This window comes from Rahnella sp. WP5, assembly GCF_000745615.1.
Lineage (GTDB): Bacteria > Pseudomonadota > Gammaproteobacteria > Enterobacterales > Enterobacteriaceae > Rahnella > Rahnella aceris.
Map to the genome: position 1 here is coordinate 255,234 of NZ_JQJR01000011.1, position 25,214 is coordinate 280,447.

Consider the following 25,214-nt stretch of genomic DNA (forward strand, 5'->3'; position numbering starts at 1 on the left):
TGCAAGTTCAACAGGGGGTTTTGATATAAATCATCAAGGCAATCCATTGCGCCAATTTAGAAACACCCGGGGTATTTCGCCTGCACCTATAAAATTCCAGCACGTACTATGGAGATAATTAATGAAAGATAATAATTCCCCTTTGACGAAATTAATGCAGGATGCACAACTTAGCCGTCGCGGCTTTATTACCAGCGTTTCTGCTGTGGGTATTACCAGTGCTATGGGCTTTTCACCGTTCTCTGCTTTTGCTGCTGAGCCGAAAAAAGGCGGCATATTAAAACTGGGTATGTCAGGGGGAAATACCAGTGATACGCTGGACCCGACATTATTCAGCGACTGGGTGCCATTAAATCAGGCATATATGCTGATGAACGGCCTGATTGAAATTGATGAAAATAACAAAGCCACACCTGAATTGTTCTCCGCCTGGGAAGCCAAACCCGGTGCCACCGAGTGGGTGTTTACCGTTCGTGATGGCGTCACCTTCCATAATGGTAAAAAACTGGATGCAGATGACATTCTTTATTCCATCAACCTGCATCGCGGCGACAAATCCAAAAGCGCCATCAAAACTCAACTGGCCCCGATTACCGGTCTGACCAAACAGGGCGACAACCAGATCCTGATCACGCTTGAAAGTGGCAACGCCGACCTGCCGTATCTGCTGGCGGATTACCATCTGGTGGTGGTACCCAACGGCTTTACCGACTGGTCGCATCCGATCGGTACCGGCGGTTTTATCTTTGATCAGTACGAACCGGGCGTGCGATCGCTGTTCAAACGCAACCCGAACTACTGGAAGCCGGATCGCGCCTTTGTTGATGCCGTGGAAGTGCTGGTCATCAACGACCCGACCGCCCGCACCAATGCCCTGATTTCCGGCCAGGTTCACGCGATTAACCGTGTCGATTTCAAAACCGTCGATTTCCTTAAACGCAGCCCGGCACTGAACATTGTGCGTTCATCCGGCGGTCAGCATTTCACCTTCCTGATGGATTGCAGCGTCGCGCCGTACAATAACAACGACGTGCGCATGGCAATTAAACACGGCATAGATCGCCAGAAAATCCTCGATACCGTGCTGCGTGGCTACGGTTCGCTGGGCAACGACCATCCGATCCCGAAGACAGACCGCTTCTTCAATCACAGCCTGGAACAGCGCGTTTACGATCCGGACAAATCGAAGTTCTACCTGAAAAAAGCCGGTCTGACGGATCTCAACATCGAACTGTCCTCCTCTGACGCCGCTTTTGCCGGTGCGCTCGACGCGGCCGCCCTGTTCCAGGGGCAAGCACAAAAAGGCGGCATTCAGGTCAACATCAAACGCCAGCCCGCCGACAGCTACTGGGACGATGTATGGATGAAAGCCCCGTTCAGCATGGGTTACTGGGGCGGACGTCCGACGGCTGACCAGATGTTCTCCACCGCGTATCAGTCGACTGCCAAATGGAACGACACCCACTGGAAAGATGAGAAGTTTGATGCCCTGCTGTTGCAGGCACGCTCACTGCTCGATGAAGGCAAACGCGCTGAAATCTATGGTGAACTGCAAAGTATCGTGCGCGACGACGGCGGTGCAATGATCCCGCTGTTTGGCGATTATCTTGATGCAGCCAGCAAAAAAGTCGGCGGTATCAGGCCACATCCGATGTTCAACTTCATGGGTGGTCGTCTGGCCGAGCGCGTCTGGCTGGAGGCATGATGAAAAAACGGATTTTACAGCGGATCCTGTTAGGCATTATCACGCTGTGGCTGGTTTCTGTGCTGATTTTTATCGGCACGGAAATGCTGCCCGGCGACGTCGCGACGGCCATTTTAGGCCAGAGCGCCACGCCTGAAACCGTTGCCGCGTTGCGCCTGCAACTCGGGCTGGATGAACCGTCTGTGCTGCGCTATCTGCACTGGCTGGCGGGCATTATGCACGGCGACTTAGGGCATTCGCTGGCGAACGGTCGCGCTATCAGTGACGAATTGCTGCCACGTCTGGCGAACACCTTGTTCCTCGCCGGATACGCTGCGGTGATCGCTATTCCGCTGGCTGTCGGTTTGGGGATCGCATCAGCTATCTGGCGCGGTTCCGTTTTTGACCGGCTGGCAAATACCCTGACGCTCATCAGCATTTCGGTGCCGGAGTTTTTTGTCGGCTACATTCTGGTGATCGCCTTCGCCATTCGTCTGACCTGGTTCCCGAGTCTGGCAATGGTCGACAGCAGTTCGTCGTTTATTGACCGCCTTTACGTCTGCACCCTGCCGATGCTCACCCTGACGCTGGTGGTGCTGGCACACATGCTGCGCATGACGCGCGCCTCAGTCACTGCGGTGATGGCCAGCCCATATATCGAAAGCGCGGTGCTTAAAGGCATTCCGCGCTGGCGTATCGTGGTCGCGCACGCGCTGCCAAACGCCCTTGCACCGATCATCAACGTGGTGGCATTCAATCTGGCCTATCTGGTGGTCGGTGTGATCCTGGTGGAAGTGGTGTTTGTCTATCCGGGTATCGGGCAATACATGGTGGATGCGGTAACCAAGCGCGACCTGCCGGTGGTTCAGGCCTGTGGCCTGCTGTTTGGCGGCACTTACATTTTCCTCAACACCACCGCCGACTTACTGGCGATCTGGTGCAATCCACGCCTGCGCCATGCGCGCTAAAAGGGGGACACATGAACCGATATTTCATTAACATCCCGCTGTCGGCCTGGATAGGGATTGTGATTATTGCGGTGAACCTGCTGGCAGCTATTTTTGCGCCATGGCTCGCCCCGCACAGCGAAACCGAACAGGTCGGCGACATCTGGCTGCTGCCTTCCGCCGCCACGCCGTTTGGCACTGACAGTCTCGGGCGCGACATGCTTTCCCGCATCCTGTTTGGCGCACGCACCACCATCGCCATCGCGCTGACCATCACTTTCAGTTCTTTTATCATCGGCATTATCACCGGCTTTACGGCGGCAATTTACGGAAAATGGGTGGATGTGGTGCTGTCACGTATCGTCGATACCGTGATGTCGATTCCGGTGCTGATTTTCGCGCTGATCGTATTGTCGGTGATGGGCACGTCCATTCCCGTACTTGTGCTGACCATCGCCCTGCTCGATGCTACCCGCGTGTTCCGTCTGGCAAGGCTCGTGGCGCAGGCGATTGTTTGTCAGGAATATGTTGAAGCAGCGCGTCTTCGTGGCGAAGGGTTGCGCTGGGTGCTGTTCAAAGAAATTCTGCCCAACGCCCTGCCACCGCTGCTGGCGGAATTCGGGATGCGTTTCTGCTTTACCTTCCTGTTTATTGCGGGCTTAAGTTTCTTAGGTCTGGGCATTCAGCCGCCATATGCCGACTGGGGCAGCATGGTGCGCGACAACGCGCAGGCGATTAACTTTGGTCAGTTCGCGCCGTTGTATCCGGCAGCAGCGATTGCCCTGCTGACGATTGGCGTCAATCTGGTGGTCGACTGGCTGCTGGCGCGGAATAGTCTGCCGCATGGAGATGAAGCATGACACGCACAATTTTAGAAATGCGCGGGCTGCGCATCGAAACCCTCGACGGTTCGCCGCTGGTGCAGGATATTTCCCTGAAACTGGCGGCGGGTGAAGTGCTCGGTCTGATTGGTGAATCCGGTGCGGGCAAGTCTACCATCGGGCTGGCAGCGTTAGGCTATGCGCGTCAGGGCTGCCGCATTGCCGGTGGCGAAGTTTTCCTGGATGGCACCGATATCGTTTCTCAGCCTTCCAGCGTAAAGCGCGAATGGCGCGGCAGGCGCGTGGCGTATGTGGCGCAAAGCGCGGCGGCGTCATTTAATCCGGCGCTGACCATCGAAAAACAGGTCTGCGAAGGCCCGATCCGCCACGGTCTGATGAACAAAGAAGAAAGCCGCCAGTGGGCAATTTCACTGTTCCGCTCACTGGATTTGCCGGATCCGGAAAACATCGGCAAACGCTATCCGCATCAGCTTTCCGGCGGCCAGCTTCAGCGCGCAATGGCCGCGATGGCGATGTCCTGTAAACCTGATTTGCTGATCATGGATGAACCGACCACCGCGCTGGACGTCACCACGCAAATTGAAGTGCTGGTGATGCTGCGCAAACTGGTGCGTGAATTCAACACCGCCGCGCTGTATATCACCCACGATCTGGCCGTTGTCGCACAACTTGCCGACCGCATTATGGTGCTGCGCCACGGCAAAGAGGTGGAAACCGGCAGTACGCAAACCATTCTGGAAAACCCGCAGCAGGAATATACGCGGCGTCTGGTGGCAGAGCGTGAACACGCACTAACACCACTGGCCGATGGTCATGAATCTGCCGGTCAGCCGTTGCTGACCCTGCAAAAACTGAGCACCGGCTACAATGGTAAACGGGTGGTACACGACGTCAGCCTGCAACTGCCGCGTGGCAAAACGCTGGCGATTATCGGCGAATCCGGCAGCGGCAAAAGTACGCTGGCGCGGGCGCTGGTCGGATTGCTACCCGACACCGAAGGCACGGTGGATTTCGACGGCATTGCGCTTTCGCATAATTTTCACCAGCGCAATAAAGAAACGCTGCGCCGTATGCAGATGATTTATCAGCTGCCTGACGTGGCGCTGAATCCGCGTCAGACGCTGCTGGATATCATTGGCCGCCCTCTGACCTTCTACTTTGGGATGAACAAAAAACAGGTGCGCGAGCGCGTCGAAGAGTTACTCCGCCTGACTGAACTGCCGCTTAAACTGATCGACCGTCGTCCCGGCGAGCTTTCCGGCGGGCAGAAGCAGCGCGTCTGTATCGCCCGCGCACTGGCCGCACAGCCGGAACTGATTATCTGCGATGAAGCCACGTCGGCGCTCGATCCGCTGGTAGCGGAAGAAGTGTTGAATCTGCTGCGCCGCTTACAGCAACAGCTCGGGCTGTCGTATCTGTTTATCACGCATGATCTGGGCACGGTAAAACGGATCGCCCATCAGGTGGCGGTGATGTATCAGGGTCAGGTGGTCGCCAGCGGCGATACCGACGTGGTCTTCAGCGCGCCAATGCACAGCTACACTGAAAAACTGCTGACCTCCGTACCGGAAATGCGCACCAGCTGGCTGGACGAGGTTCTCGCCCTGCGCGGCACGGCGCTTCCTGCGGCAGCCATTTCTTCGACAGGAGTTTTATGAGCACCAAACGCATCGTGACTGAATTCCCTCACGCCGTCACCGTGACTGAACATCTGTGGATCCCGCTGAGGGACGGCACACGCCTCGCTGCCCGCCTGTGGCTGCCGGATGACGCTGAACACCAGCCGGTTCCGGCCATTCTCGAATACATTCCTTACCGCAAACGCGACGGCACCCGCACCCGCGACGAACCAATGCACGGCTTTTTCGCCGGAAACGGCTACGCCGTGGTGCGCGTGGATATGCGCGGCAGCGGCGAATCCGACGGACTGCTGGCTGACGAATATCTGTTGCAGGAACAGGATGATGCGCTGGAGGTGATTGAGTGGATCACCGAACAACGCTGGTGCAGCGGCAACGTCGGCATGATGGGGAAATCCTGGGGCGGATTTAACGGTTTGCAGGTTGCCGCCCGCCGCCCTGCCGCGCTGAAAGCCATCATCACCGTGTGTTCAACGGATGACCGTTACCGCGACGATATTCACTACAAAGGCGGCTGCCTGCTTAATGACAATCTCTGGTGGGGCGGCATTATGCTGGCGTACCAGAGCCGACCTTCCGACCCCGCACTGGTCGGTGAAAGGTGGTACAAAGACTGGCTGAACCGTCTGGAAAACATGCCATTCTTCCCGGCATTGTGGATGGAACATCCGCTGCGCGACGCATACTGGCAGCATGGTTCGGTGTGCGAAGACTGGTCCGCTATTCAGTGTCCGGTGATGGCCATCGGCGGCTGGGCAGATGCCTACAGCAACGCAGTGTTCCGCCTGATGGACAATCTGAAAGTGCCACGCCGCGCCATTCTCGGTCCGTGGGCGCATATCTATCCGCAGGACGGCACACCGGAACCGGCGATCGGTTTCCTGCAGGAAGCGGTACGCTGGTGGGATCACTGGCTGAAAGGCGAAGACAACGGCGCGATGGCAGGCCCGATGATCCAGACCTGGTTGCAGGACAGCCAGCCGCCCTCGGCGATGCGTCCGGTCAGCCGTGGTGAATGGGTGGGATTTGATCGCGGCACCGCCAGCAATATCAATCACATCCCGCGCTGGCTCACACGAGGCCAGCTCAATACTCAGCCGGACGTTGACGCAGGCGTTATCAACATCTGTTCACCGCAGAATCACGGTCTGATGGCCGGCGAATGGATGGGTGCCGGTGTGCCCGGCGAAATGCCGCCGGATCAGCGTGTCGATGACGGCATGGCAGAAATCTTTGATGGCGAACCGCTGGCCGAGCCGCTGACCATTTTTGGCTTCCCGGAATTTACCGTCGAACTGAGCAGCGATAAACCGGCTGCGATGTTGTACGTCCGGCTTTCTGACGTTGCACCGGACGGTTCGGTAAACCGTGTCACGCACGGCTGGCTGAATCTGTCGCATCTGCACGGCCATGATCAATCTGTGCCGCTTATCCCCGGTCAGAAAGTCAAAGTACCGGTACAACTGGATGGTATCGCACACCGCTTTGCCACCGGTCACCGGATTCGACTCTCGCTGGCGACCACCTTCTGGCCGATGATCTGGCCGATGGCGGAGGTCGCCACGTTGACGCTGGATTTGCACAGTGCGCAGCTCAGCCTGCCGGTGTGCGAACAGCCGGTATCCATCGACGGCCCGATTGCTGAGCCACAAAGCGCGCCGCTGACACCGCAAACTGTGCTGTCGCCAGGGCGCGTGGATCGCAACATCACTTACGATTTCCTCACCGACAGCTGGACCAGCGTGACCAACGGCGTCGGTGGCGTTTTCGGTGAAGGCGTTTACCGCTTCGATGATATCGACACGACGGTCGATCACAATCTGCGGCGCGAGCTGTCGGTCAGTAACAGTGATCCGTTATCCGCGCGCTATCTGCTGACGCAGACCATGAAGATGGGACGTGAAGGCTGGTGGATGGAAGCAGAAATCACCCTCGAATTGCGCAGCGACCTGACACACTTTATCGTCAGCGGCGATATGGTGGTCAGCCTGAACGGCGAAGAGGAATTCACGAAATACTGGCACGAGAGGATTGCGCGGTAATGTTTTTTTGCTCCCATAAGCCGTGATTTTGCCTTGCTCCTCCCCCTGCGAAGGGGGAGGCCGGGAGGGGGTTTTAAGGGCTGACACCTCGTTTAAGTAAACTTCAACTTATTGATTTAACTTTAATACCCACCCCAACCCTCCCCTTCGCAGGGGAGGGAGTCGACCGAATTCTCGATCAAGATTCAGGAATAATCGCCTTTATATCCCGGCTTTCCAGCACCCGCCCGTCCTGCGCATGGATTTCCAGCTTACGCAGCGGCTGGCGATTTTCGATATCTACCAGTTGCGTGCAGGCTTCGCCAGCTTCAAACAAATATTCACTTCCCCACTGCCCCAGCGCGACCAGCACCGGTTGCAGCGCCAGCCCTTTTTCCGTCAGCACGTAATCCTGATACGCCGAACCATCTGCCGCCGGTTCAATCTTCATAATGCCTTCGGCAACCAGCGCTTTCAGGCGGGAACTGAGAATGTTCTTCGCCGCCCCCAGACTGCGCTGAAATTCACTGAATCGTGAGAGGCCGTACATCGCATCGCGGACAATCAGCAACGTCCACCAGTCGCCGATTAAATCCAACGCACGGCCAGCCGGACAAGGCGTGTTTTCCAGACGGGTTCGTTTCATGGCACCTCCTGCTTAAAGAATCTGGTTGCATTATAAAACCACCGATGCTAAAAATCATCTGGTTTTATTATTAAACCACCCTATCCAACACCGAGGTTCTACTATGTCAGATACAATTCGCACTCAGTCCGTGGCCTTAATCACCGGTGCATCAAGCGGCATCGGGGCCACTTACGCCGACCGTCTGGCGAAACGCGGTTATGATTTAGTGCTGGTTGCCCGTGATGCAACGCGCCTGAAAACACTGGCTGAACGCCTGCAGGATGAAACCGGCGTAAAAATCACCGTGTTACCCGCAGACTTAACCCGCAGCGAAGATCTGGCACGGGTAGAAGATTTTATCCGTGCAACACCGCAGATTTCCCTGCTGATCAATAACGCCGGGGCTTCGCTGAAAGCCGGTTTTGAAAACAGCGATGCCGACGCCATCGGGAATCTGATTACGCTGAACGTCACCTCGGTGGCGCGTCTTTCCCGCGTGGCCTTCGACGGTCTGATCAAGCATAAAGACGGGGCGATTATTAATATCGCCTCGGTAATGGCGCTGACGCCGGAACTGCAATCTGCGGTATATTCCGCCACCAAAGCCTTTGTGCTGACTTTCAGCCAGACGCTGCAATTTGAAATGGCCGAGCGCGGTCTGTACGTTCAGGCGGTGCTGCCTGCCGCAACACGAACGGAAATCTGGGAACGTTCGGGCAAAAATATCGATGAAGTGCCGGGTGTAATGGAAGTGGGTGAACTGGTGGATGCCGCCTTGCTGGGCTTTGACCGCAAAGAAAAAATCACCATTCCACCATTGCAGGACGAAAAACAGTGGGATGAATTTGATGCCCTGCGCAGTGCAATGGTACCGAACTTCCTGCAGGCTCACGCCGCACCGCGTTACAAGGCCTGACAGTGACACATTGACCAGTAACATAAATTTACTGGTCAATGTTGATTCGCTTTGCAAATATGTTAATTCGATAACTTTGTGAAGTGAATACGATGACTGAATATGTAATTGCTGCACCCGAAGTTCCGTCTCTCGCCGTCGAAGGCCAGAGCGCCCGCTTTCCGTTGCGCCGCGTGTATTGTGTTGGCCGTAACTATTCCGAGCACGCCCGTGAGATGGGTCATGACCCTGACCGCGAACCGCCTTTCTTTTTTGGCAAACCGGCTGATGCCGTGGTTCCCGCCAGCGGCAATGTGCCGTACCCGACGCTGACCGACGATCTGCATTATGAAGTAGAACTGGTCGTTGCGATTGCCAGAGGCGGTAAAGATATTGCCGCTGAAGACGCACTGTCACACGTCTGGGGTTATACCGTGGGCGTAGATTTAACCCGTCGTGATATTCAGGCGCAGGCCAAGAAACTGGGACGTCCGTGGGACTTCGCCAAAGGGTTTGATGATTCCGCACCGGCGAATCCGCTGCAACCCGTGAGTCAGACAGGTCATCCGGCTGCCGGTAAAATCTGGCTCGATGTGAACGGTGAAAAACGTCAGCGCGGTGATTTGAGCGACCAGATCTGGCAGGTAGCGGACGTCATCAGCTATCTCTCTCAGGCGGTTGAACTCAAGCCCGGTGATCTGATCTATACCGGTACGCCAGCAGGTGTGGGTCCGGTAGTGCGCGGTGATGTGATCACCGGCGGCATCGAAGGTCTGAGTGATTTCAGCTTCACTATCGTGTAATGCATGCAGGACGCCTTATTTCAGGCGTCCTTCTCACCAATTTTCCGGGCCATTTCTTCTTCAACCAGCGGAATAAGCTTCTCGAACGCACAGGCACTTGACGGGTCAAACAGCGACAGCGTTTCTATCTGGCTAAGTAAAATCACCTTACGAAACTTCAGCGCGCTCACCGGATCTGACACCGGAGTGATGCCATGTTCCTGATAATAGCGGGCATAATTATGCTCAACGCGCAGCTCCAGTGTGTCTTTATCGCGATAACCGCTGACCATCGGGATCACGACCACATTGTCCGACGAACTTGTTTCACACCTTGCGGTATGCACCATGCCGATATAAACACGCCGCGACTGTAGGGTGATGAATACCATATCGCCCTCTTCCATACACTGATACAACAGCCCTTCCACGCCGTTGGCGCGGGTAAGTTGTTTGTACAACTCTCTGCGTCCGGCAGTATTAAGGCGCAAGCCCGGTGACCAGGTAGTGCGGACCAGACACAGCATCACGGAGACGGCAAGCATAATCACCACCGGTGCCTGAATGCCTAAGAAACTCCAGTTGATGAAATCACGCTGGTAGTGCACATCCTGATGCAAATGCGGCAAGGCGGGCAGCCAGTTGATGACACCGGAAATCCCCCACAGCACCAGATATAGCAGTGCTATTACCAGTACGCCCTGCAGGACAAAAATACAGCCATACAGCGCCACCAGAAAATAGACGTCCCAGCCAAAGGTGCGTTTAAGTTTGAAGCGCGATGAAATGTCGCGGGTGGTATACCAGTAGCCGCAGACCATTAACACCATGAAAACGGCTGTCGCCATTACAGCACGCTCATGCGTTTGACGTGGCGGGCAAAGTCTGCCTGCATCTCCTGATTAGCCGGATTGACTGATGCCGTACCGTTTTCATCAATCAGAATACGCTCGCCCTCTTCCAGCGTATTTTCCATGTCTGCGGCACTGAACAGTCCGAGAAATTTTTCCGGGCTGGAAAATATTTGTAAAACAATCTTCAACATAGGTTTGCCTCTCCTCATAAAAGAATAAGCCTAGTCAAAGGAAAGAGACATTGTGGCTGTTTCAGATTTTTTACGGGCAGGAATGAAAAAGGGCCGCCATGACGGCAGCCCTTTGCTGGAATCTGCGAAACGAATTACTTCGCTTCAATACTTTCCTGATGTGCTTCTTCCTGCGCAGCCTGTTCGGCATGCACTTCAGCAGCACGTTTGCGCAGACCTATCCAGCCCAGTACCAGCAGGATGATCAGCACCGGAATGGTCGCCACCGTGTAGGTGCCGTTCGGGTAGTCAAACGCCATCAGGATCAGAACGCCCGCCAGGAAGGCCAGCGTCAGCCACGAGGTCACCGGTGCCCACGGCATTTTGAAGGAAACGTCTTTCGCACGACCTTCTTTGATTGCAGTACGCAGTTTCATCTGACAGACGATGATGAAAGCCCATGAACTGAGGATGCCGAGTGAGGCGACGTTCAGGACAATCTCAAACACCTGCGAAGGCACGTAATAGTTGAGCACTACACCGATCACATAAATGCCGACAGTGACCAGAATACCGGCGTACGGCACCTGCTGCGCACTCATCTTCGACATGAATTTCGGTGCTGAACCGCCCATCGACAGGGAACGCAGAATACGACCGGTGGAATACAAGCCGGAGTTGAGGCTCGACAGCGCTGCGGTCAGAACCACGATATTCATGATGGTACCGATGTAAGGCACGCCCAGCTTGCTGAAGAAGGTGACAAACGGACTTTGGCCCGCCTGATAGGCATTCCACGGCAGCAACAGCACCAGTAACACCACGGAGCCGACGTAGAACAAAGCGATACGCCAGATCACGCTGTTAATGGCTTTCGGCAGCACTTTCTCAGGATCTTTGGTTTCGCCCGCCGCCGTACCGACCAGCTCAATGGCCGCGAACGCAAAGACCACGCCCTGCACCAGAACCAGCGCCGGTAACAGACCGTGCGGGAAAATACCGCCGTTGTCGGTAATCAGATGCAGACCGGTGGTGTTACCGTCCAGTTGTTTGCCGGTGCCGAGGAACACCACGCCAACCACCAGGAAGATAGCAATCGCCGCCACTTTGATCAGCGCAAACCAGAATTCCATCTCAGCGAACCACTTCACGCCGATCATGTTCATGGTTGCCACAATCGCCAGTGCGCCCAACGCAAACATCCATTGCGGAACATCACCGAAGGTTCCCCAGTAGTGCATGTACAGAGCCACTGCGGTGATATCGACAATGCCGGTCATCGCCCAGTTCAGGAAGTACATCCAGCCTGCTACGTAAGACGCTTTTTCACCCAGGAATTCACGGGCATAGGATACGAAGCTGCCACTGGTCGGACGGTGTAAAACCAGTTCGCCCAGTGCACGCAGGATAAAGAATGAGAAAATACCACACACCGCATACACGATAGCCAGCGCCGGACCCGCCATCTGTAAACGCGCACCCGCGCCGAGAAACAGACCGGTACCGATAGAACCACCAATGGCAATCATCTGAACCTGACGGTTGCCCATACTCTTGTGATAACCATGATCGTGAGAGTCCAGCCAGCGCCGTTTAGCCGCGTGCTTCGCCTCTGCCGTTTTTTTATGAGACTTCATTATGAGTTGTTCTCCAAAATAACCTTCACCTGACGCCGGGTGCTGCAAGCAAACGATTGCAAGCCTCGCCGTTTATGGGGTTTACCCACTGTAGTTTTTTTAGCCGGAACTGTTTTGGTGCAATAACGGCGAAGGATGCTACCTGTTCTCACTAACCGTGGCAAAAAAAACCGTCATTAAAAATTGTGAACAGTCATATTTCGCGCAGCAAATTTTGCGCTTGCGTGCGCTCAGGACGATCCTTTCGGCAGACACTCTTTTCTCACCCGTTCGATATTAATGGAGAGATACATAATTTCTTCCGTGGTCAGTTCGCGCTGATATTGCGCGGCCAGATAATCGCCGATTTTTTCCGCGCACAGCCACGCCTGTGGGTAATTTTCTTTTACCGCCACGTGCAGGCTCATGTCATCGTCGGCTACCACCGTGCGGCTGAGCATCCGCTGGGCGAAGAATTTAAGATGGGTGACGAAGCGCTGGTAGCTCAGCGACTCCTCGTCGTACTCAATACGCAGCTGGTATTTCACCAGATTGAGGATTTCCTGCATCACGCGGGTAATCTGCGCCACTTCCGGCATTTCGCCGTTAAGCTGCGCATTGACCAGGTGCAGGGCAATAAAACCGGCTTCATCCACCGGCAATCGCACGCCGAGGCGCGAATCGATGATATCCAGCGCTTCCAGCCCGAGCGCATATTCTTTCGGATACAGACGGCGGGTTTCCCACAGCAAGGCATTACTGATCGGCACGCCCTTCTTCTGCCGTTCGATGGCAAAATTGCAGTGATCGGTCAGCGCGATATACAGGTTTTCCTGCAATTTCCCCAGCCGTTCGCGTGCCAGCGAAATAATCTGATCACAGGTGGTCATCACTTCCATCGGAATATGCGACAGCAACTCCGTCAGATGCGCGACCAGTTCGTCATTCTGCAGGGCAAAAATTTTCTCGATTTTGCTTTCATCCAGCTCATCCCCGGCTTTCTTCATAAACGCCAGCCCGCGTCCCATCACCACCTGTTCGCGTTGCTGCCCGCTGACGACAACCACCACATTATTATTGAGTATTTTGGCGATTTTCATTGTAACTCCCTGAAAAGAAAAACCTGATCGTCCGTATGGATGATCAGGTTTTGTCTGCCGCAGTCTTGGGATCTGCCTGATAATTTTACCAGATCCGATCCTCAGTCAGACGTAAATTTTGCCCTCAAAACGTGACGATGGCCTTAAGTCCCTACAGACAGGATCAGATCAGGATGTTAATGACGCACCGTTTGAATTAATCACTTCCTGATACCAGAAGAAACTTTTCTTACGGCGGCGCTCCAGCGTGCCATTGCCCTGATCGTCGCGGTCTACATAGATATAACCATAGCGCTTGGAGAATTCCGCTTTCGAGGCGCTGACCAGATCAATCGGTCCCCAGCTGGTGTAACCCATCACTTCCACGCCGTCTTCAATGGCTTCACGCACCTGAACCAGATGGTCATTGATGTACTGAATGCGGTAATCATCATTAATGCTGCCGTCAGCTTCGACTTTATCGCGCGCGCCTAAACCGTTCTCCACAATAAATAGCGGTTTCTGATAACGGTCATAAAGCTCATTCATTAAGAAGCGCAACCCTTCCGGGTCAATCTGCCATCCCCATTCGGAACTTTGCAGATGCGGGTTCGGCACCATATTTAATATATTGGCACGCGCTTTAATATTTTGTTCTTCATCCGTGGTGACACAACCGGTCATGTAATAACTGAATGAGATAAAGTCGACGGTTTCTTTCAACGCAGCTTTATCTTCAGAAGTAATATTAATTTCCATGCCGCGGTCTTTAAAGAAACGCGGCATATAAGCCGGATACGCGCCGCGCACCTGCACATCGCCGAAGAATAACCAGTCGCGGTTCTGCTGCAAGGTTTCCATCATATCGGCCGGTTTGCAGGTCAGCGGATACAGCATTCCGCCAAGCAGCATATTGCCGATTTTGCCGTCAGGAATGATCTCGTGACAGGCTTTTACCGCTTTGGCACTGGCAACCAGCTGATGGTGAATGGCCTGATAGATGTCCTGTTTGCTGCTGTCTTCCGGCAATCCGACGCCGGTAAACGGCGCATGCAGCGACATATTGATTTCGTTAAAGGTCAGCCAGTGTTTGACTTTATCTTTATAACGGCTGAACACCGTGCGGGCATAATTTTCAAAGAAACCGATGGTATCGCGGCTGCCCCAGCCACCGTGTTTTTTTACGATGCCGTACGGCATTTCGTAATGGGAAAGCGTCACCAGCGGTGTAATACCGTATTTTGCCATCTCATCAAACAGTCGGTCGTAGAATGCCAGACCCGCTTCGTTCGGCTGCGATTCATCCCCCTGAGGGAAGATACGCGTCCAGGCGATTGAGGTGCGCAGAACGGTAAAACCCATTTCAGCGAACAATTTCATATCTTGCGGATAACGGTGGTAGAAATCGATGGCGACATCTTTCACGCCGAAATCCCCTTCCGTGCGTTCCTGCACCGGGCCGAAAACACCCTGCGGTTGCAGATCCGATGTGGATAAGCCTTTACCGTCGGTCAGGTACGCACCTTCCACCTGATTAGCGGCAACGGCACCGCCCCATAAGAATCCGTTTGGAAATGGCTTGTTCATGTGAACCTCCAGGCTCTGGTCGTTATCGTAATAAAGTCAGTAAAAGGGTTTGTTCGCTGGCGTCCTGTCCGACACAGGCCGGAATGACGTCGAGATAATCGTCGCTGTTGGTGACCAGCACCGGCGTTGTCAGGTCGTATCCCGCCTCCGTAATGCCCTGTATATCGAACGCCAGTAACAGATCCCCCTGCTTCACCACCGCATCAACCGCGACGTGTGGTGTAAAGAATTTGCCGTCCAGCTTCACCGTATCGATGCCGACGTGGATTAGGATTTCTGCGCCGTCCTCCGATTCAATTCCGATGGCGTGATGGGTTTTGAACAGTGAAACCACCGTGCCGTCTACCGGTGAGACCACCCTTCCGGCGACAGGCACAATGGCCACACCTTTACCCAGCAGGCCGCTGGCGAATGTCGGATCTTTCACTGTGTCGAGTGCGATACACGGTCCGCTCATCGGGCTGGCGATCAGCGTTTTGCCGCGCGGCGCCTGTAACGCATCGGCCTGGGCCTTTTCGCTGACTTCCGGCGCGACCGCTTCTTGTTTTACACCGAAGAAATAAGTCGCCAGTGCGGCAAACAACAGCGCAATCAGGGTGCCTGCAATCCCGGCGGTCACCGTTTTATCAAAACCAGTGGGCGGAATAATCTGGGTAAACGTGAAGACACTGGGGAAACCGAAGGAATACGCCGTGGTCTGGAAGTAACCGAGCACCGCAGCGCCGAGCGCACCGCCGACGCAGCCAAAAATAAAAGGACGCCGATGCGGCAGGGTGATGCCATACACCGCCGGTTCCGTGATACCGAAAATCCCGGCGCTGATCGCCGACCCTGACAATGCTCGGGTACGGGCATCTTTGCTCCGCAGCATCACACCCGCGACCGCACCAACCTGTCCCATCACCGCAGGCAGCAACAGCGGAAGCATGGTGTCATGGCCGAGCACGCTGAAGTTGTTGATCATCAACGGCACCAGCCCCCAGTGCAGACCGAAGATCACACAGACCTGCCACAGTGCGCCCATAAAGGCACCGGCGACCATCGGGCTGACGTGATAAACAAACTGGTAGCCATGGGCCAGTTGCTGACTGGCCCAGGTCGCGACCGGCCCGATAACCAGGAATGTCAGCGGCACAATCACCATCAGGCAGATCAGCGGTGTGATGAAGTTACGCAGCGCGCCGGGTAAAATTTTCATCGACTGCTTTTCCAGCCAGCTTGATGCCCACGCGGCCAGAATCACCGGAATGACCGAAGAGGTATAATTGATAAAGACCAGCGGGATGCCTAAGAAATGCTCGCTGTGCGCGCCGGACTGCTGTACATCAAATGCGGCGATCATCAGCGGGTGCACCATCGCGCCGCCAATCATCATGGTCACAAACGGATTACCGCCGAATTTTTTACCGGCGGTATAACCGATCACCAGCGGGAAGAAATAAAACATAGCGTCGCTGGCGGCGAACCAGACTTTATAGGTACCGCTTTCCGGCACCATCCAGCCACAGGCCAGCGCCAGTGCCAGAAAACCTTTCAGGATCCCCGATGCCGCCATAATGCCGATAAACGGCGTGAATATGCCGGAAATGACATCAATCGCACGGGCAAACACACTGCCGTTATCACCCCTGTCGTCATCGCTGCCGTCTGAAAGCGCGCTGCCTTTCACCAGCGCTTCATAGACGGCACCGACGTGATTGCCAATCACCACCTGAAACTGACCACCGCTCTCGACCACCATGATCACGCCCGGATTTTCTTTCAGCCCGGCAGCATCGGCTTTGCGGGTATCTTTTAGCTTGAAGCGTAAACGGGTGGCACAATGCACCACACTGTTGACGTTTTCCTTTCCGCCCACTCCGCGGAGAATTTCGTCGGCTAATGTTCTGTATTCCATAGTGTCATCTCATCAGAGTAAGGGCGTCGTGCACGACATTGCCGTTGCGTTGCAAAGGGGCGGCCGGCCCCTGAATTCAGGCCAAAAAAAAACCTAAACGTCCGGTCTCTTCGTCATACACGAAGAAACGAGAAGTTTAGGTTTTGCCTGTCAGACAGTAACAATCCTGCTTTCTGAACCGGATTCTCTGGCGAATCGGAAACAGAAACAAGTCGTAATATCCGCCGGATGATGAAACTGTGATCGGCTTCAGACTTTGTGCAGACTGACGCCCGTCCCTGAGCCTCGGTCTTTTTTGTCCTGACTAACGCAGGCCCGCCACCGTAAATCCGCCATCGACCAGCAGATTCTGACCGGTCACAAATCGCGCTTCATCACTGCACAACCACGCCACAACATCCGCGACATCTGCCGGTTCGCCACGCGCCCTGCGGGTGTCAGGCGTACAAAAGGGATCAGCGTTTCTTCATTTGCGCCCATCCGCCGCGCCATCGGGGTATCGATAATGCCGGGATTAACGTTATTGATGCGGATATTCTGCGCACCGGTTTCCAGCGCTATAGCGCGAATCATCGCGTCAAGCCCGCCTTTGCTGGCGGAATACGCAGCAGAGCCAATACTGGCTCCGTGCGCCAGCCAGGAAGAGGTATTCACAATCGCGCCGCCACGCCCTGCGGCGGTCATGGCTGCCAGCTGATATTTCACTGACAGCCAGACGCCTTTCAGATTGGTGGCAATCACCCGGTCAAATTCCGCTTCTGTCATGTCACTGACTGGCGCAAAACCTTCCACACCCGCATTATTAAACGCGGCGTCCAGTCGCCCGTAATGCGCCAGCGTCGCGGCAATAAGATGCCGGACCTGCGCGCTGTCTGACACATCGGTCGGCACCGCCAGGGCATCACCGCCCCGTTCACGGATCATCATCACCGTTTCCTGGAGCGCCGTTTCCCGTCTTCCTGCCACCACGACTTTCGCACCATCGCGTGAAAACGCCAGTGCGGCCGCCCGCCCGATGCCTGAGCCGCCGCCCGTGACCAGCGCAACCCGCCCCTGTAACCGTAATGTTTGCGACATATTTTTCCCCGTTGATGAATTTCCCAAACCGAGGCCTGACTATAAGCGCATTGATTGTTGTGAATAAGCCATGTTATATCGCATGCTTTACTGGCTTTTATTCATCAATAGGAAACTGATGCGCACCCACGAATTCGGAGAACTGAGAGCATTTGTCGCCGTAGCGGAAGAGAAGAGTTTCCGCAAAGCCGCGGCGCGGCTGAATTTAACCGCTTCAACGCTGAGCCATTCCTTACGTTCGCTGGAAGAGCGTCTGGGCGTCAGATTGCTTAACCGCACAACGCGGCAGGTATCGCCCACCGAAGCGGGTTACGCATTGCTGGCGGAAGTGGTGCCGGCATTATCAGTCATCTCTGATGCGATGGAGAAAGTGAACGCTTTACGGGAGATACCCAAAGGCACGGTGCGTATTAATACGCCACGCATCGCTGCTGACATGGTTTTCCTGCCGCAGTTGCCCAAATTTTGTCAGGCGTTCCCGGATATCACGCTGGAACTTGCCACCAATGACGGTTTCGTGGACATCATCAGTGAGGGGTTTGATGCAGGCGTACGCATCCGGGGCGATGTTCAGCAGGACATGAGTGCGGTACGCCTGACCGCCGATTTTCACTCTGCGGTGTACGGTTCGCCGGATTATTTCGCCCGCTGCCCGCAACCACAAACGCCTGCCGATTTGAAAAACCATGCCTGCATTGGGCGTCGGGAAATTGCCAGCGGTTCGCTGTACCGCTGGGAGTTCGAAAAAAATGGGCGACAGATTACCGTGCCCGTCAGCGGGCCGCTGGTGGTCGACAGCGTCAGCATGATGACCCGCATTGCGCTCGACGGAATCGGGCTGGTGTACAGCGCGCAGAGTGCTGAACATGATGCGCTGGTGGCGGAAGGTAAGCTGATCCGGGTGCTTGAAGACTGGTCGGTCACCTTTCCCGGATTCTTTCTCTATTACCCCGGCCACCGCCAATTACCCGCCGCATTAAAAGCAGTGACCGGTTATTTCCGCTGGCGGGAAGAGTGATAACCCCCCTGTCTCAGCCCATTCAACGGAGATGGCATCCCGCTCAACGCGGGCCTTTGCCAGTCCGGATCCCCGCGCCGATGAAGCAAACACCGCCGTCAGTTTGATCCCGTTCACAAATAAAAAACAAAATCAAAAAACGTAAATTGCATATTCATTTCCTCAATTGTTTACCTGAGTTCTATTCACAATACTTTTGGCACCATTTTACTTCCCAGGCTGTTTATCTTTTTTTCCGTTAAAGACATGAATTATTTTCCGTCGGTTATCTCTCCTTACAGAAAGCAGGTAACAAATAATGGTGATCACTCCGGTTCTTTCAGTAAAAGATAAGATTGGCTACGGACTCGGCGATATGGCCAGTGCGCTGGTCTGGCAAACTGCGACTTTATTTCTCGCTTATTTCTACACGGATGTTTTTGGTTTACCCGCCGCGATTATGGGCACACTATTTTTAGTGGTACGCGCCGTGGATGCCTGCGTAGATCCCTGCATCGGTGCGCTGGTTGATCGCACCACAACACGCTACGGGAAATTCCGTCCGTGGCTGCTGTGGTTTGCAATACCGTTTGGGGTCTGTTGCCTGATCACATTTTATGTACCAGACATATCACCGACCGGTAAAATTATTTATGCAGCAGTCACTTATACATTACTCAGCCTGGTGTATTCCGCCATCAATGTGCCGTATTGTGCCATGCCGGGGGCGTTAACACTCGACCCGCGCGAACGCCATTCGCTGCAGTCGTGGCGCTTCGGACTGTCATTTGTCGGGGGTCTGGTGGTGACAGTGATCGCCCTGCCGCTGGTGGCAAAACTCGGCGCAGGTAACCCGCAGAAAGGCTATTTCTATGCCATGAGCCTGATGGGTTTGCTCGGTATCGTATTATTTTTCTGTTGTTTCGCACTGACGCGTGAGCGTTATCAACCGCGCAATGACACCTCCGGTTCAATGCTGAGCGACCTGAAATTACTGTGGAATAACTCACAATGGCGCATTGTTTTTATTTTTAATATCTTACTATTATGTGCCGTCGTTATCCGTGGTTCCGCCACCATGTATTATGTGAAATATGTGCTAGGCCGCCCGGATCTGATTTTTAATTTTATTGTTTTTGGCATGATCGCCTCGTTATTTGGCGCACTATTGTCTGAGAAAATACTGGGTAAATTCGACCGGATTAAATCCTATCAATGGACAATTCTGACTTTTGTGATGTGTAATGCAGCGATTTTCTTTATTCCCTCCCCTTCCGTCAGTCTTATTTTCGCCCTCAATCTTGTGTTCAGTTTTATCCAAAACCTGACCACGCCGCTGCAATGGACGATGTTCTCCGACGTTGTGGATCACGAAGAATCCCGCACCGGCCGCCGGCTTGACGGGCTGGTATTCTCCACTGCGCTGTTTGCCATCAAATTCGGGCTGGCACTGGGCGGTGCCATCGTCGGCTGGGTGCTTGGTATGGTCGGTTACCTGCCAAACGGCGCCACGCAAAGTGCTTCGGTGATGTTGACCATCAATTCACTGTTCACACTGGTGCCCTGTGCGTTATTCCTGCTGATGGCCGCGCTGCTTTTTACCTACAAACTCAACAGCCGCACCATGCAAACTATCGCCTCATCCCTCGCAACGCGACGTTCTTTCGGGGGCGACGATGACCCCGTGCTCAGCGGTTCACGCCCTTTGATTAATCAAGGAGATGTAAGATGACTTATCTTTATCAGGATGCTTCACAGCCCGTTGCCCGCCGCGTCGCCGATCTTCTGGCACGCATGACGCCGGAGGAAAAATTCGCTCAGATGCATGCGTTCTGGCTGATCCTCGACAGCAACGGCAATCACAAAGAACGTACCGATCTGAGCGATGATTTTTCCGGTCACAAACAGAGTCAGGCGCTGGAACAGCAACTGGCATCTGGCGCAGGGCAAATCACCCGTCCGCTCGGCACGCACGTGGTCAGCCCGGCAGAAGGCGTACAGGCGCTGAACCGGCTGCAAAAAACGCTGGTAGAAGACACCCGGCTGGGTATTCCGGCGATGTTCCACGAAGAATGTCTGGTCGGCTTATTGTGCAAAGACGCCACACTGTTTCCCTCGTCCCTGAGCTACGCCTCAACGTGGGATCCGCAACTGATGGAGCAAATTGCAGGTGCTATCCGTCAGGAAGCACAAAGCGTTGGTTGTCATCAGGGGCTGGCACCGGTTCTGGATGTGTCGCGCGATGCGCGCTGGGGACGTACCGAGGAAACCTTTGGTGAAGACCCGTATCTGGTCGGCGTGATGGCGACCGCTTACGTGCGCGGATTACAGGGCGAAGCGCGGGACCTGCTGGCCACGCTGAAACATTATGTCGGGCACTCTTTCAGTGAAGGGGCGCGCAACCATGCGCCGGTGCATCTTGGTTTTCGCGAGCTGAATGACACTTTCCTGCTGCCGTTTGAGATGGCGGTGAAGCTGGCGAATGCCGGTTCTGTGATGCCGGCATATCACGACATTGATGGTCAGCCTTGCCACAGCGATCACTTCCTGCTGACCGAAATCTTGCGTGAACAATGGGGGTTCGACGGTCTGATTGTTGCCGATTACGGTGGTGTCAGCCTGCTGCATCAGCATCATGGCGTCAGCCATGACGATGCCGAATCCGCCGCGCTGTCGTTCAATGCGGGTCTGGATATTGAATTACCGAAAGGCGACTGCGCACAACATCTGGCGGATGCCGTTTCGCGTGGCCTGATTGATATGGCGAAAATTGACGAAATTGTCGCACGCGTGCTGACTGAAAAATTTCGCCTTGGCCTGTTTGAACAGCCTTACGCCATTGAGCCTGAGCCGCAGCTTCAGCAACCTGCCACGCGTGAACTGGCCTGGAAAGCCGCGGTCCGCTCAATCACTCTGCTGGAAAATAATGGCATCCTGCCGCTGAAACCCACATCCGGCCAAAAAATCGCGGTGATCGGCCCGACGGCAGATGATCCGCTGGCGTTGCTCAGCGGTTACAGTTTCCCGGTGCATCTGATCATCAGCGAAATGGAAGCGCAGACGGAACAGATCATTACGCCATTACAGGCATTACGCGAGGCCTATGGTGAGCAAAATATCCGTTATACCAAAGGTTGCCATATTCTCGAAAAACGTACGGCAGGTGCGCCGGTATTCCCCGGCGATGCCGCAACACCCATGCAAAGCTCGCCGGTATCACGAAGTACCGCGCTGATCCCGCAGGCCGTAAAACTGGCGCAGGAAAGTGACGTCGCACTGGTGTTTGTCGGCGATCTGGCCGGTTTATTCCAGAGCGGTACTGTCGGCGAAGGCTCTGATACAGACAGTCTGCAACTGCCGGGCGTTCAGCAGCAGTTGCTGGAAGCCGTGATCACAACCGGCAAACCAACCATTGTGATAATGACCGGCGGTCGTCCGTATTCCCTTGGCGGACTGGAGGAAAAAGTCGCCGGGTTCCTGATGGCATTTGCGCCCGGTCAGGAAGGAGGACGTGCAATTGCCGATATCGTCAGCGGCAAAGAAGCACCGTCCGGGCGGCTGGTGGTTTCCGTACCGAAAAGTGCCGGTGCGATGCCGTATTACTACAATCACAAACTGAAAAGTGGCGGCACGCCGATCGCCTTCCACTTTGGCGCAAAATACCCGTTTGGCTACGGACTAAGCGGCACCACGTTCCGCTATCATGATTTACAACTGAATCAGCAGCCGGTCGCCATCGAAAACGGAGATATTTCAGTACAGATTCAGGTGACCAACACCGGCAGTCAGACAGGCAGCGACGTGGTGCAGGTTTATCTGCGTGATTGCGTGGCGTCAATGGTGCGTCCGGTGCACGAACTCAAAGCCTTTGAACGCATTGAACTGGATGCCGGACAAACTGCGACGCTCAGTTTCAGCATTCCGACCGATATGCTGAATTTCACCAATAACGCCGGTAAGCGTATCGTCGAACCGGGCGTTGTTGAAATTCAGGTGGGCTCTTCAAGCGCCGATATTCATGCAACAGGAAAGGTGATTCTGGCGGGTGAAGTACGCGAGTTGCCACGTAACTGGCGGATGGTCAGCCGCTGTGAAGTTAGTCGTTAATACCTGATGAGGGAAAGCAAAACGGACGCTCAGGGCGTCCGTTTTTTATGCTCAGGAGATCTGTTACTCAGATTCTCTGGCAATACCGAAATGCTTATACGCATGATTGGTCGCCATACGCCCGCGCGGTGTGCGCTGAATAAATCCCTGCTGGATCAGGAAGGGTTCGATGACGTCTTCAATCGTCTCGCGCTCTTCGCCAATCGCCGCGGCTAAGTTATCCAGCCCGACCGGCCCGCCGCTGAACTTATCGATAATGGCCAGCAACAGTTTGCGGTCCATGTAATCGAAACCTTCGGCATCAACATCCAGCATATCCAGCGCGCCGTTAGCCACATCACCATTAATGGTACCGTCGCCTTTCACTTCCGCGAAGTCACGCACGCGGCGTAATAAGCGGTTAGCGATACGCGGCGTTCCGCGTGAACGGCGGGCTATCTGATGCGCGCCCTCTTCCGACAACTCCAGCCCGAGGCAGGAGGCGCTACGTCCGACGATGTGCTGCAAATCAGCCACCTGATAGAACTCCAGACGCTGTACGATACCGAAACGGTCACGTAACGGTGACGTCAGGGAACCGGCGCGGGTCGTCGCACCAATCAGGGTAAACGGCGGTAAATCGAGTTTGATAGAGCGTGCCGCAGGACCTTCCCCAATCATGATATCCAGCTGATAGTCTTCCATCGCCGGATAGAGAATTTCTTCAACGACCGGTGAGAGACGGTGGATTTCATCAATAAAAAGCACATCATGCGGCTCGAGGTTGGTCAGCATCGCGGCCAGATCACCGGCTTTTTCCAGCACCGGCCCCGACGTGGTACGTAAATTCACGCCCATTTCGTTCGCCACGATGTTAGCCAGCGTGGTTTTACCCAGTCCCGGCGGTCCGAAAATCAACAGGTGATCGAGCGCATCTTTGCGTTGCTTAGCCGCCTGAATAAAGATTTCCATTTGCGAACGCACATGCGGCTGTCCAACGTATTCGCTGAGCAACTTCGGGCGGATCGCACGGTCAATGACCTCTTCTTCACTGAAAACTTCGGAAGAAATCAGGCGGTCAGCTTCAATCATCGTTTACCTCACAGCGCTGCGCGCAGCGCTTCTCTAATCAACGTTTCAGATTCTGCCCCCGGTTTGGCCACCTTGCTGATCATGCGGCTGGCTTCCGGTGGTTTATATCCGAGGGATATCAGGGCTGCAACGGCTTCGCCTTCGGCGTCAGATTCTTTAGCTTTCGACGCCGATGCAGGTAGCGTGATATCAGTATGATTGTTAAATAGATCACCGTTTAATCCTTTAAACCGGTCTTTCATTTCGACGACCAGGCGTTCTGCGGTTTTCTTACCGACGCCAGGTAACTTAATTAATGCGGTGATTTCTTCCTTTTCTACCGCACTGACAAACTGCTGCGCCGACATGCCTGACAGAATCGCCAGCGCCAGCTTCGGCCCAACGCCGTTGACTTTAATCAGCTCGCGGAACAGCGCGCGCTCTTGTTTATCGTTAAATCCGTAGAGCAACTGGGCATCTTCACGGACGATAAATTGCGTGAAGATGATAGCTTCCTGACCCAGTTCCGGCAATTCATAAAAACAGGTCATCGGCATATGCACTTCATAGCCCACGCCGTTGGTTTCAAGCAGCACCAAAGGGGGCTGTTTTTCCAGAATAATGCCTCGTAGTCTGCCTATCACGTTCATTTTCCTTATCAGGTCAAAAGCAGCGATGTTTATATCATAAAAAAGGCTGGATGGATATCCAGCCTAATGGACTTGCGGCGTCTATCGCATCCGTCCGCGCGCCATCTGTAATTTGTCACTGCTGAGCCGGATAGCATTCTGGCTCATATGACAATGCGTTATGGCAATTGCCAGCGCATCGGCGGCATCGGCCTGCGGGTTAGCCGGTAATTTCAGGATTGACCGCACCATATGCTGAACCTGCGCTTTTTCTGCCGCACCGGTACCGACGACGGTCTGTTTGACCTGCCTCGCCGCATACTCAAACACCGGCAGATCCTGATTGACAGCAGCGACAATTGCCGCACCGCGTGCCTGCCCGAGCTTTAACGCGGAGTCGGCGTTCTTCGCCATAAACACGGATTCGATGGCAAAAAAATCAGGCTGAAATTGCGTAATGATTTCCGACACACCGGCGTAAATCAGTTTCAGACGTCCCGGCATATCGTCCACCACGGTGCGGATACAGCCGCTGCCGAGATAGCTGAGCTGACGCCCTGTCTGGCGGATAATGCCATAGCCGGTAATACGCGAACCGGGGTCGATCCCCAGAATAATAGCCATAGCCAGTCAACGCCTTGTGTTGTCGTTTTTTTGGAAAGTTGGGGAGAGTATAAACTGCTGAGGGACAACAGGATAGCCAGCCGGTGGT

Annotated in this window: 20 protein-coding genes and 1 pseudogene; 10 read left to right on the forward strand and 11 right to left on the reverse strand. The window is 54.6% G+C overall.

Features of this window, described 5'->3' with window-relative positions:
- Positions 1-121 precede the first annotated feature (121 nt).
- Genes EX31_RS11580 through EX31_RS11600 form a run of 5 tightly spaced genes read left to right on the forward strand, consistent with a single transcriptional unit; the run spans position 122 to position 7,155 of the window.
- Complete coding sequence (locus EX31_RS11580) at positions 122-1,705, forward strand: ABC transporter substrate-binding protein (RefSeq protein ID WP_013575057.1); 1,584 nt, start codon at positions 122-124, stop codon at positions 1,703-1,705.
- Positions 1,705-2,652 carry an ABC transporter permease gene (locus EX31_RS11585; RefSeq protein WP_013575056.1) on the forward strand — a complete coding sequence of 316 codons (948 nt, stop codon included), beginning with the start codon at positions 1,705-1,707 and terminating at the stop codon, positions 2,650-2,652. Before EX31_RS11580 ends, EX31_RS11585 begins: the two co-directional genes overlap by 1 nt.
- An 11-nt stretch (positions 2,653-2,663) precedes the next feature.
- The gene (locus EX31_RS11590; protein WP_013575055.1) at positions 2,664-3,491 is read left to right on the forward strand and encodes an ABC transporter permease; all 828 of its coding nucleotides are present in this window, start codon (positions 2,664-2,666) and stop codon (positions 3,489-3,491) included.
- A complete protein-coding gene (locus tag EX31_RS11595; protein ID WP_015689688.1) occupies positions 3,488-5,131 on the forward strand; it encodes an ABC transporter ATP-binding protein in 1,644 nt (547 codons plus the stop codon). Before EX31_RS11590 ends, EX31_RS11595 begins: the two co-directional genes overlap by 4 nt.
- On the forward strand, positions 5,128-7,155 hold the full coding sequence (locus EX31_RS11600) for a CocE/NonD family hydrolase (protein WP_037034881.1): 2,028 nt from the start codon (positions 5,128-5,130) through the stop codon (positions 7,153-7,155). The genes EX31_RS11595 and EX31_RS11600 overlap by 4 nt, the downstream gene beginning before the upstream one ends.
- Positions 7,156-7,333: 178 nt before the next feature.
- Here the strand turns inward: EX31_RS11600 and EX31_RS11605 are convergent, their stop codons facing one another.
- Positions 7,334-7,780: a winged helix-turn-helix transcriptional regulator gene (locus EX31_RS11605; protein ID WP_013575052.1), complete on the reverse strand. Its 447-nt coding sequence runs from the start codon at positions 7,778-7,780 to the stop codon at positions 7,334-7,336.
- A 103-nt stretch (positions 7,781-7,883) separates the two neighbouring features.
- Between EX31_RS11605 and EX31_RS11610 the strand changes: the two genes are divergently transcribed.
- Both EX31_RS11610 and EX31_RS11615 read left to right on the forward strand, forming a co-directional pair.
- Complete coding sequence (locus EX31_RS11610; protein ID WP_037034883.1) at positions 7,884-8,678, forward strand: SDR family NAD(P)-dependent oxidoreductase; 795 nt, start codon at positions 7,884-7,886, stop codon at positions 8,676-8,678.
- A 92-nt stretch (positions 8,679-8,770) separates the two neighbouring features.
- On the forward strand, positions 8,771-9,460 hold the full coding sequence (locus EX31_RS11615; protein WP_013575050.1) for a fumarylacetoacetate hydrolase family protein: 690 nt from the start codon (positions 8,771-8,773) through the stop codon (positions 9,458-9,460).
- Positions 9,461-9,480: 20 nt separating this feature from the next.
- Here EX31_RS11615 and EX31_RS11620 read toward each other — a convergent pair whose 3' ends face one another.
- The 7 genes and pseudogenes from EX31_RS11620 to EX31_RS11650 all read right to left on the reverse strand — a co-directional run bounded on the left by EX31_RS11620 (position 9,481) and on the right by EX31_RS11650 (position 17,719).
- A complete protein-coding gene (locus EX31_RS11620) occupies positions 9,481-10,287 on the reverse strand; it encodes a hypothetical protein (RefSeq protein WP_037034885.1) in 807 nt (268 codons plus the stop codon).
- On the reverse strand, positions 10,287-10,484 hold the full coding sequence (locus tag EX31_RS11625) for a hypothetical protein (RefSeq protein WP_037034892.1): 198 nt from the start codon (positions 10,482-10,484) through the stop codon (positions 10,287-10,289). Before EX31_RS11625 ends, EX31_RS11620 begins: the two co-directional genes overlap by 1 nt.
- 134 nt (positions 10,485-10,618) lie before the next feature.
- Positions 10,619-12,100, reverse strand: coding sequence for an L-asparagine permease (gene ansP, locus EX31_RS11630; RefSeq protein ID WP_013575047.1), 1,482 nt, complete (start codon positions 12,098-12,100; stop codon positions 10,619-10,621).
- A gap of 230 nt (positions 12,101-12,330) precedes the next feature.
- Positions 12,331-13,179 (reverse strand): transcriptional antiterminator BglG, encoded by an 849-nt coding sequence (gene bglG, locus EX31_RS11635; protein ID WP_037034893.1) that lies wholly within the window; start codon positions 13,177-13,179, stop codon positions 12,331-12,333.
- 168 nt (positions 13,180-13,347) lie between these two features.
- Positions 13,348-14,745 (reverse strand): glycoside hydrolase family 1 protein, encoded by a 1,398-nt coding sequence (locus tag EX31_RS11640; RefSeq protein ID WP_037034894.1) that lies wholly within the window; start codon positions 14,743-14,745, stop codon positions 13,348-13,350.
- Between the two features lie 22 nt (positions 14,746-14,767).
- On the reverse strand, positions 14,768-16,642 hold the full coding sequence (bglF, locus tag EX31_RS11645) for a PTS beta-glucoside transporter subunit IIABC (protein WP_037034895.1): 1,875 nt from the start codon (positions 16,640-16,642) through the stop codon (positions 14,768-14,770).
- A gap of 304 nt (positions 16,643-16,946) precedes the next feature.
- A pseudogene (locus EX31_RS11650) lies at positions 16,947-17,719 on the reverse strand (SDR family NAD(P)-dependent oxidoreductase).
- A gap of 118 nt (positions 17,720-17,837) precedes the next feature.
- On the opposite strand from EX31_RS11650, the gene EX31_RS11655 reads away from it, so the two are divergent.
- The 3 genes from EX31_RS11655 (at position 17,838) to EX31_RS11665 (ending at position 22,823) form a co-directional block, all read left to right on the forward strand.
- The gene (locus tag EX31_RS11655; RefSeq protein WP_037034896.1) at positions 17,838-18,737 is read left to right on the forward strand and encodes a LysR family transcriptional regulator; all 900 of its coding nucleotides are present in this window, start codon (positions 17,838-17,840) and stop codon (positions 18,735-18,737) included.
- Positions 18,738-19,035: 298 nt separating this feature from the next.
- Positions 19,036-20,448 (forward strand): MFS transporter, encoded by a 1,413-nt coding sequence (locus tag EX31_RS11660; RefSeq protein ID WP_037034897.1) that lies wholly within the window; start codon positions 19,036-19,038, stop codon positions 20,446-20,448.
- Positions 20,445-22,823: a glycoside hydrolase family 3 N-terminal domain-containing protein gene (locus EX31_RS11665; RefSeq protein ID WP_037034898.1), complete on the forward strand. Its 2,379-nt coding sequence runs from the start codon at positions 20,445-20,447 to the stop codon at positions 22,821-22,823. Before EX31_RS11660 ends, EX31_RS11665 begins: the two co-directional genes overlap by 4 nt.
- Before the next feature lie 63 nt (positions 22,824-22,886).
- On the opposite strand, the gene ruvB is transcribed toward EX31_RS11665, so the two are convergent.
- From ruvB to ruvC, 3 genes are all read right to left on the reverse strand, one after another.
- Positions 22,887-23,894 carry a Holliday junction branch migration DNA helicase RuvB gene (ruvB, locus tag EX31_RS11670; RefSeq protein WP_037034899.1) on the reverse strand — a complete coding sequence of 336 codons (1,008 nt, stop codon included), beginning with the start codon at positions 23,892-23,894 and terminating at the stop codon, positions 22,887-22,889.
- Between the two features lie 8 nt (positions 23,895-23,902).
- On the reverse strand, positions 23,903-24,517 hold the full coding sequence (gene ruvA / locus EX31_RS11675; protein WP_013575037.1) for a Holliday junction branch migration protein RuvA: 615 nt from the start codon (positions 24,515-24,517) through the stop codon (positions 23,903-23,905).
- A gap of 87 nt (positions 24,518-24,604) precedes the next feature.
- Positions 24,605-25,126, reverse strand: a complete 522-nt coding sequence (ruvC, locus tag EX31_RS11680; RefSeq protein ID WP_013575036.1) for a crossover junction endodeoxyribonuclease RuvC — start codon at positions 25,124-25,126, stop codon at positions 24,605-24,607.
- Positions 25,127-25,214 lie beyond the last annotated feature (88 nt).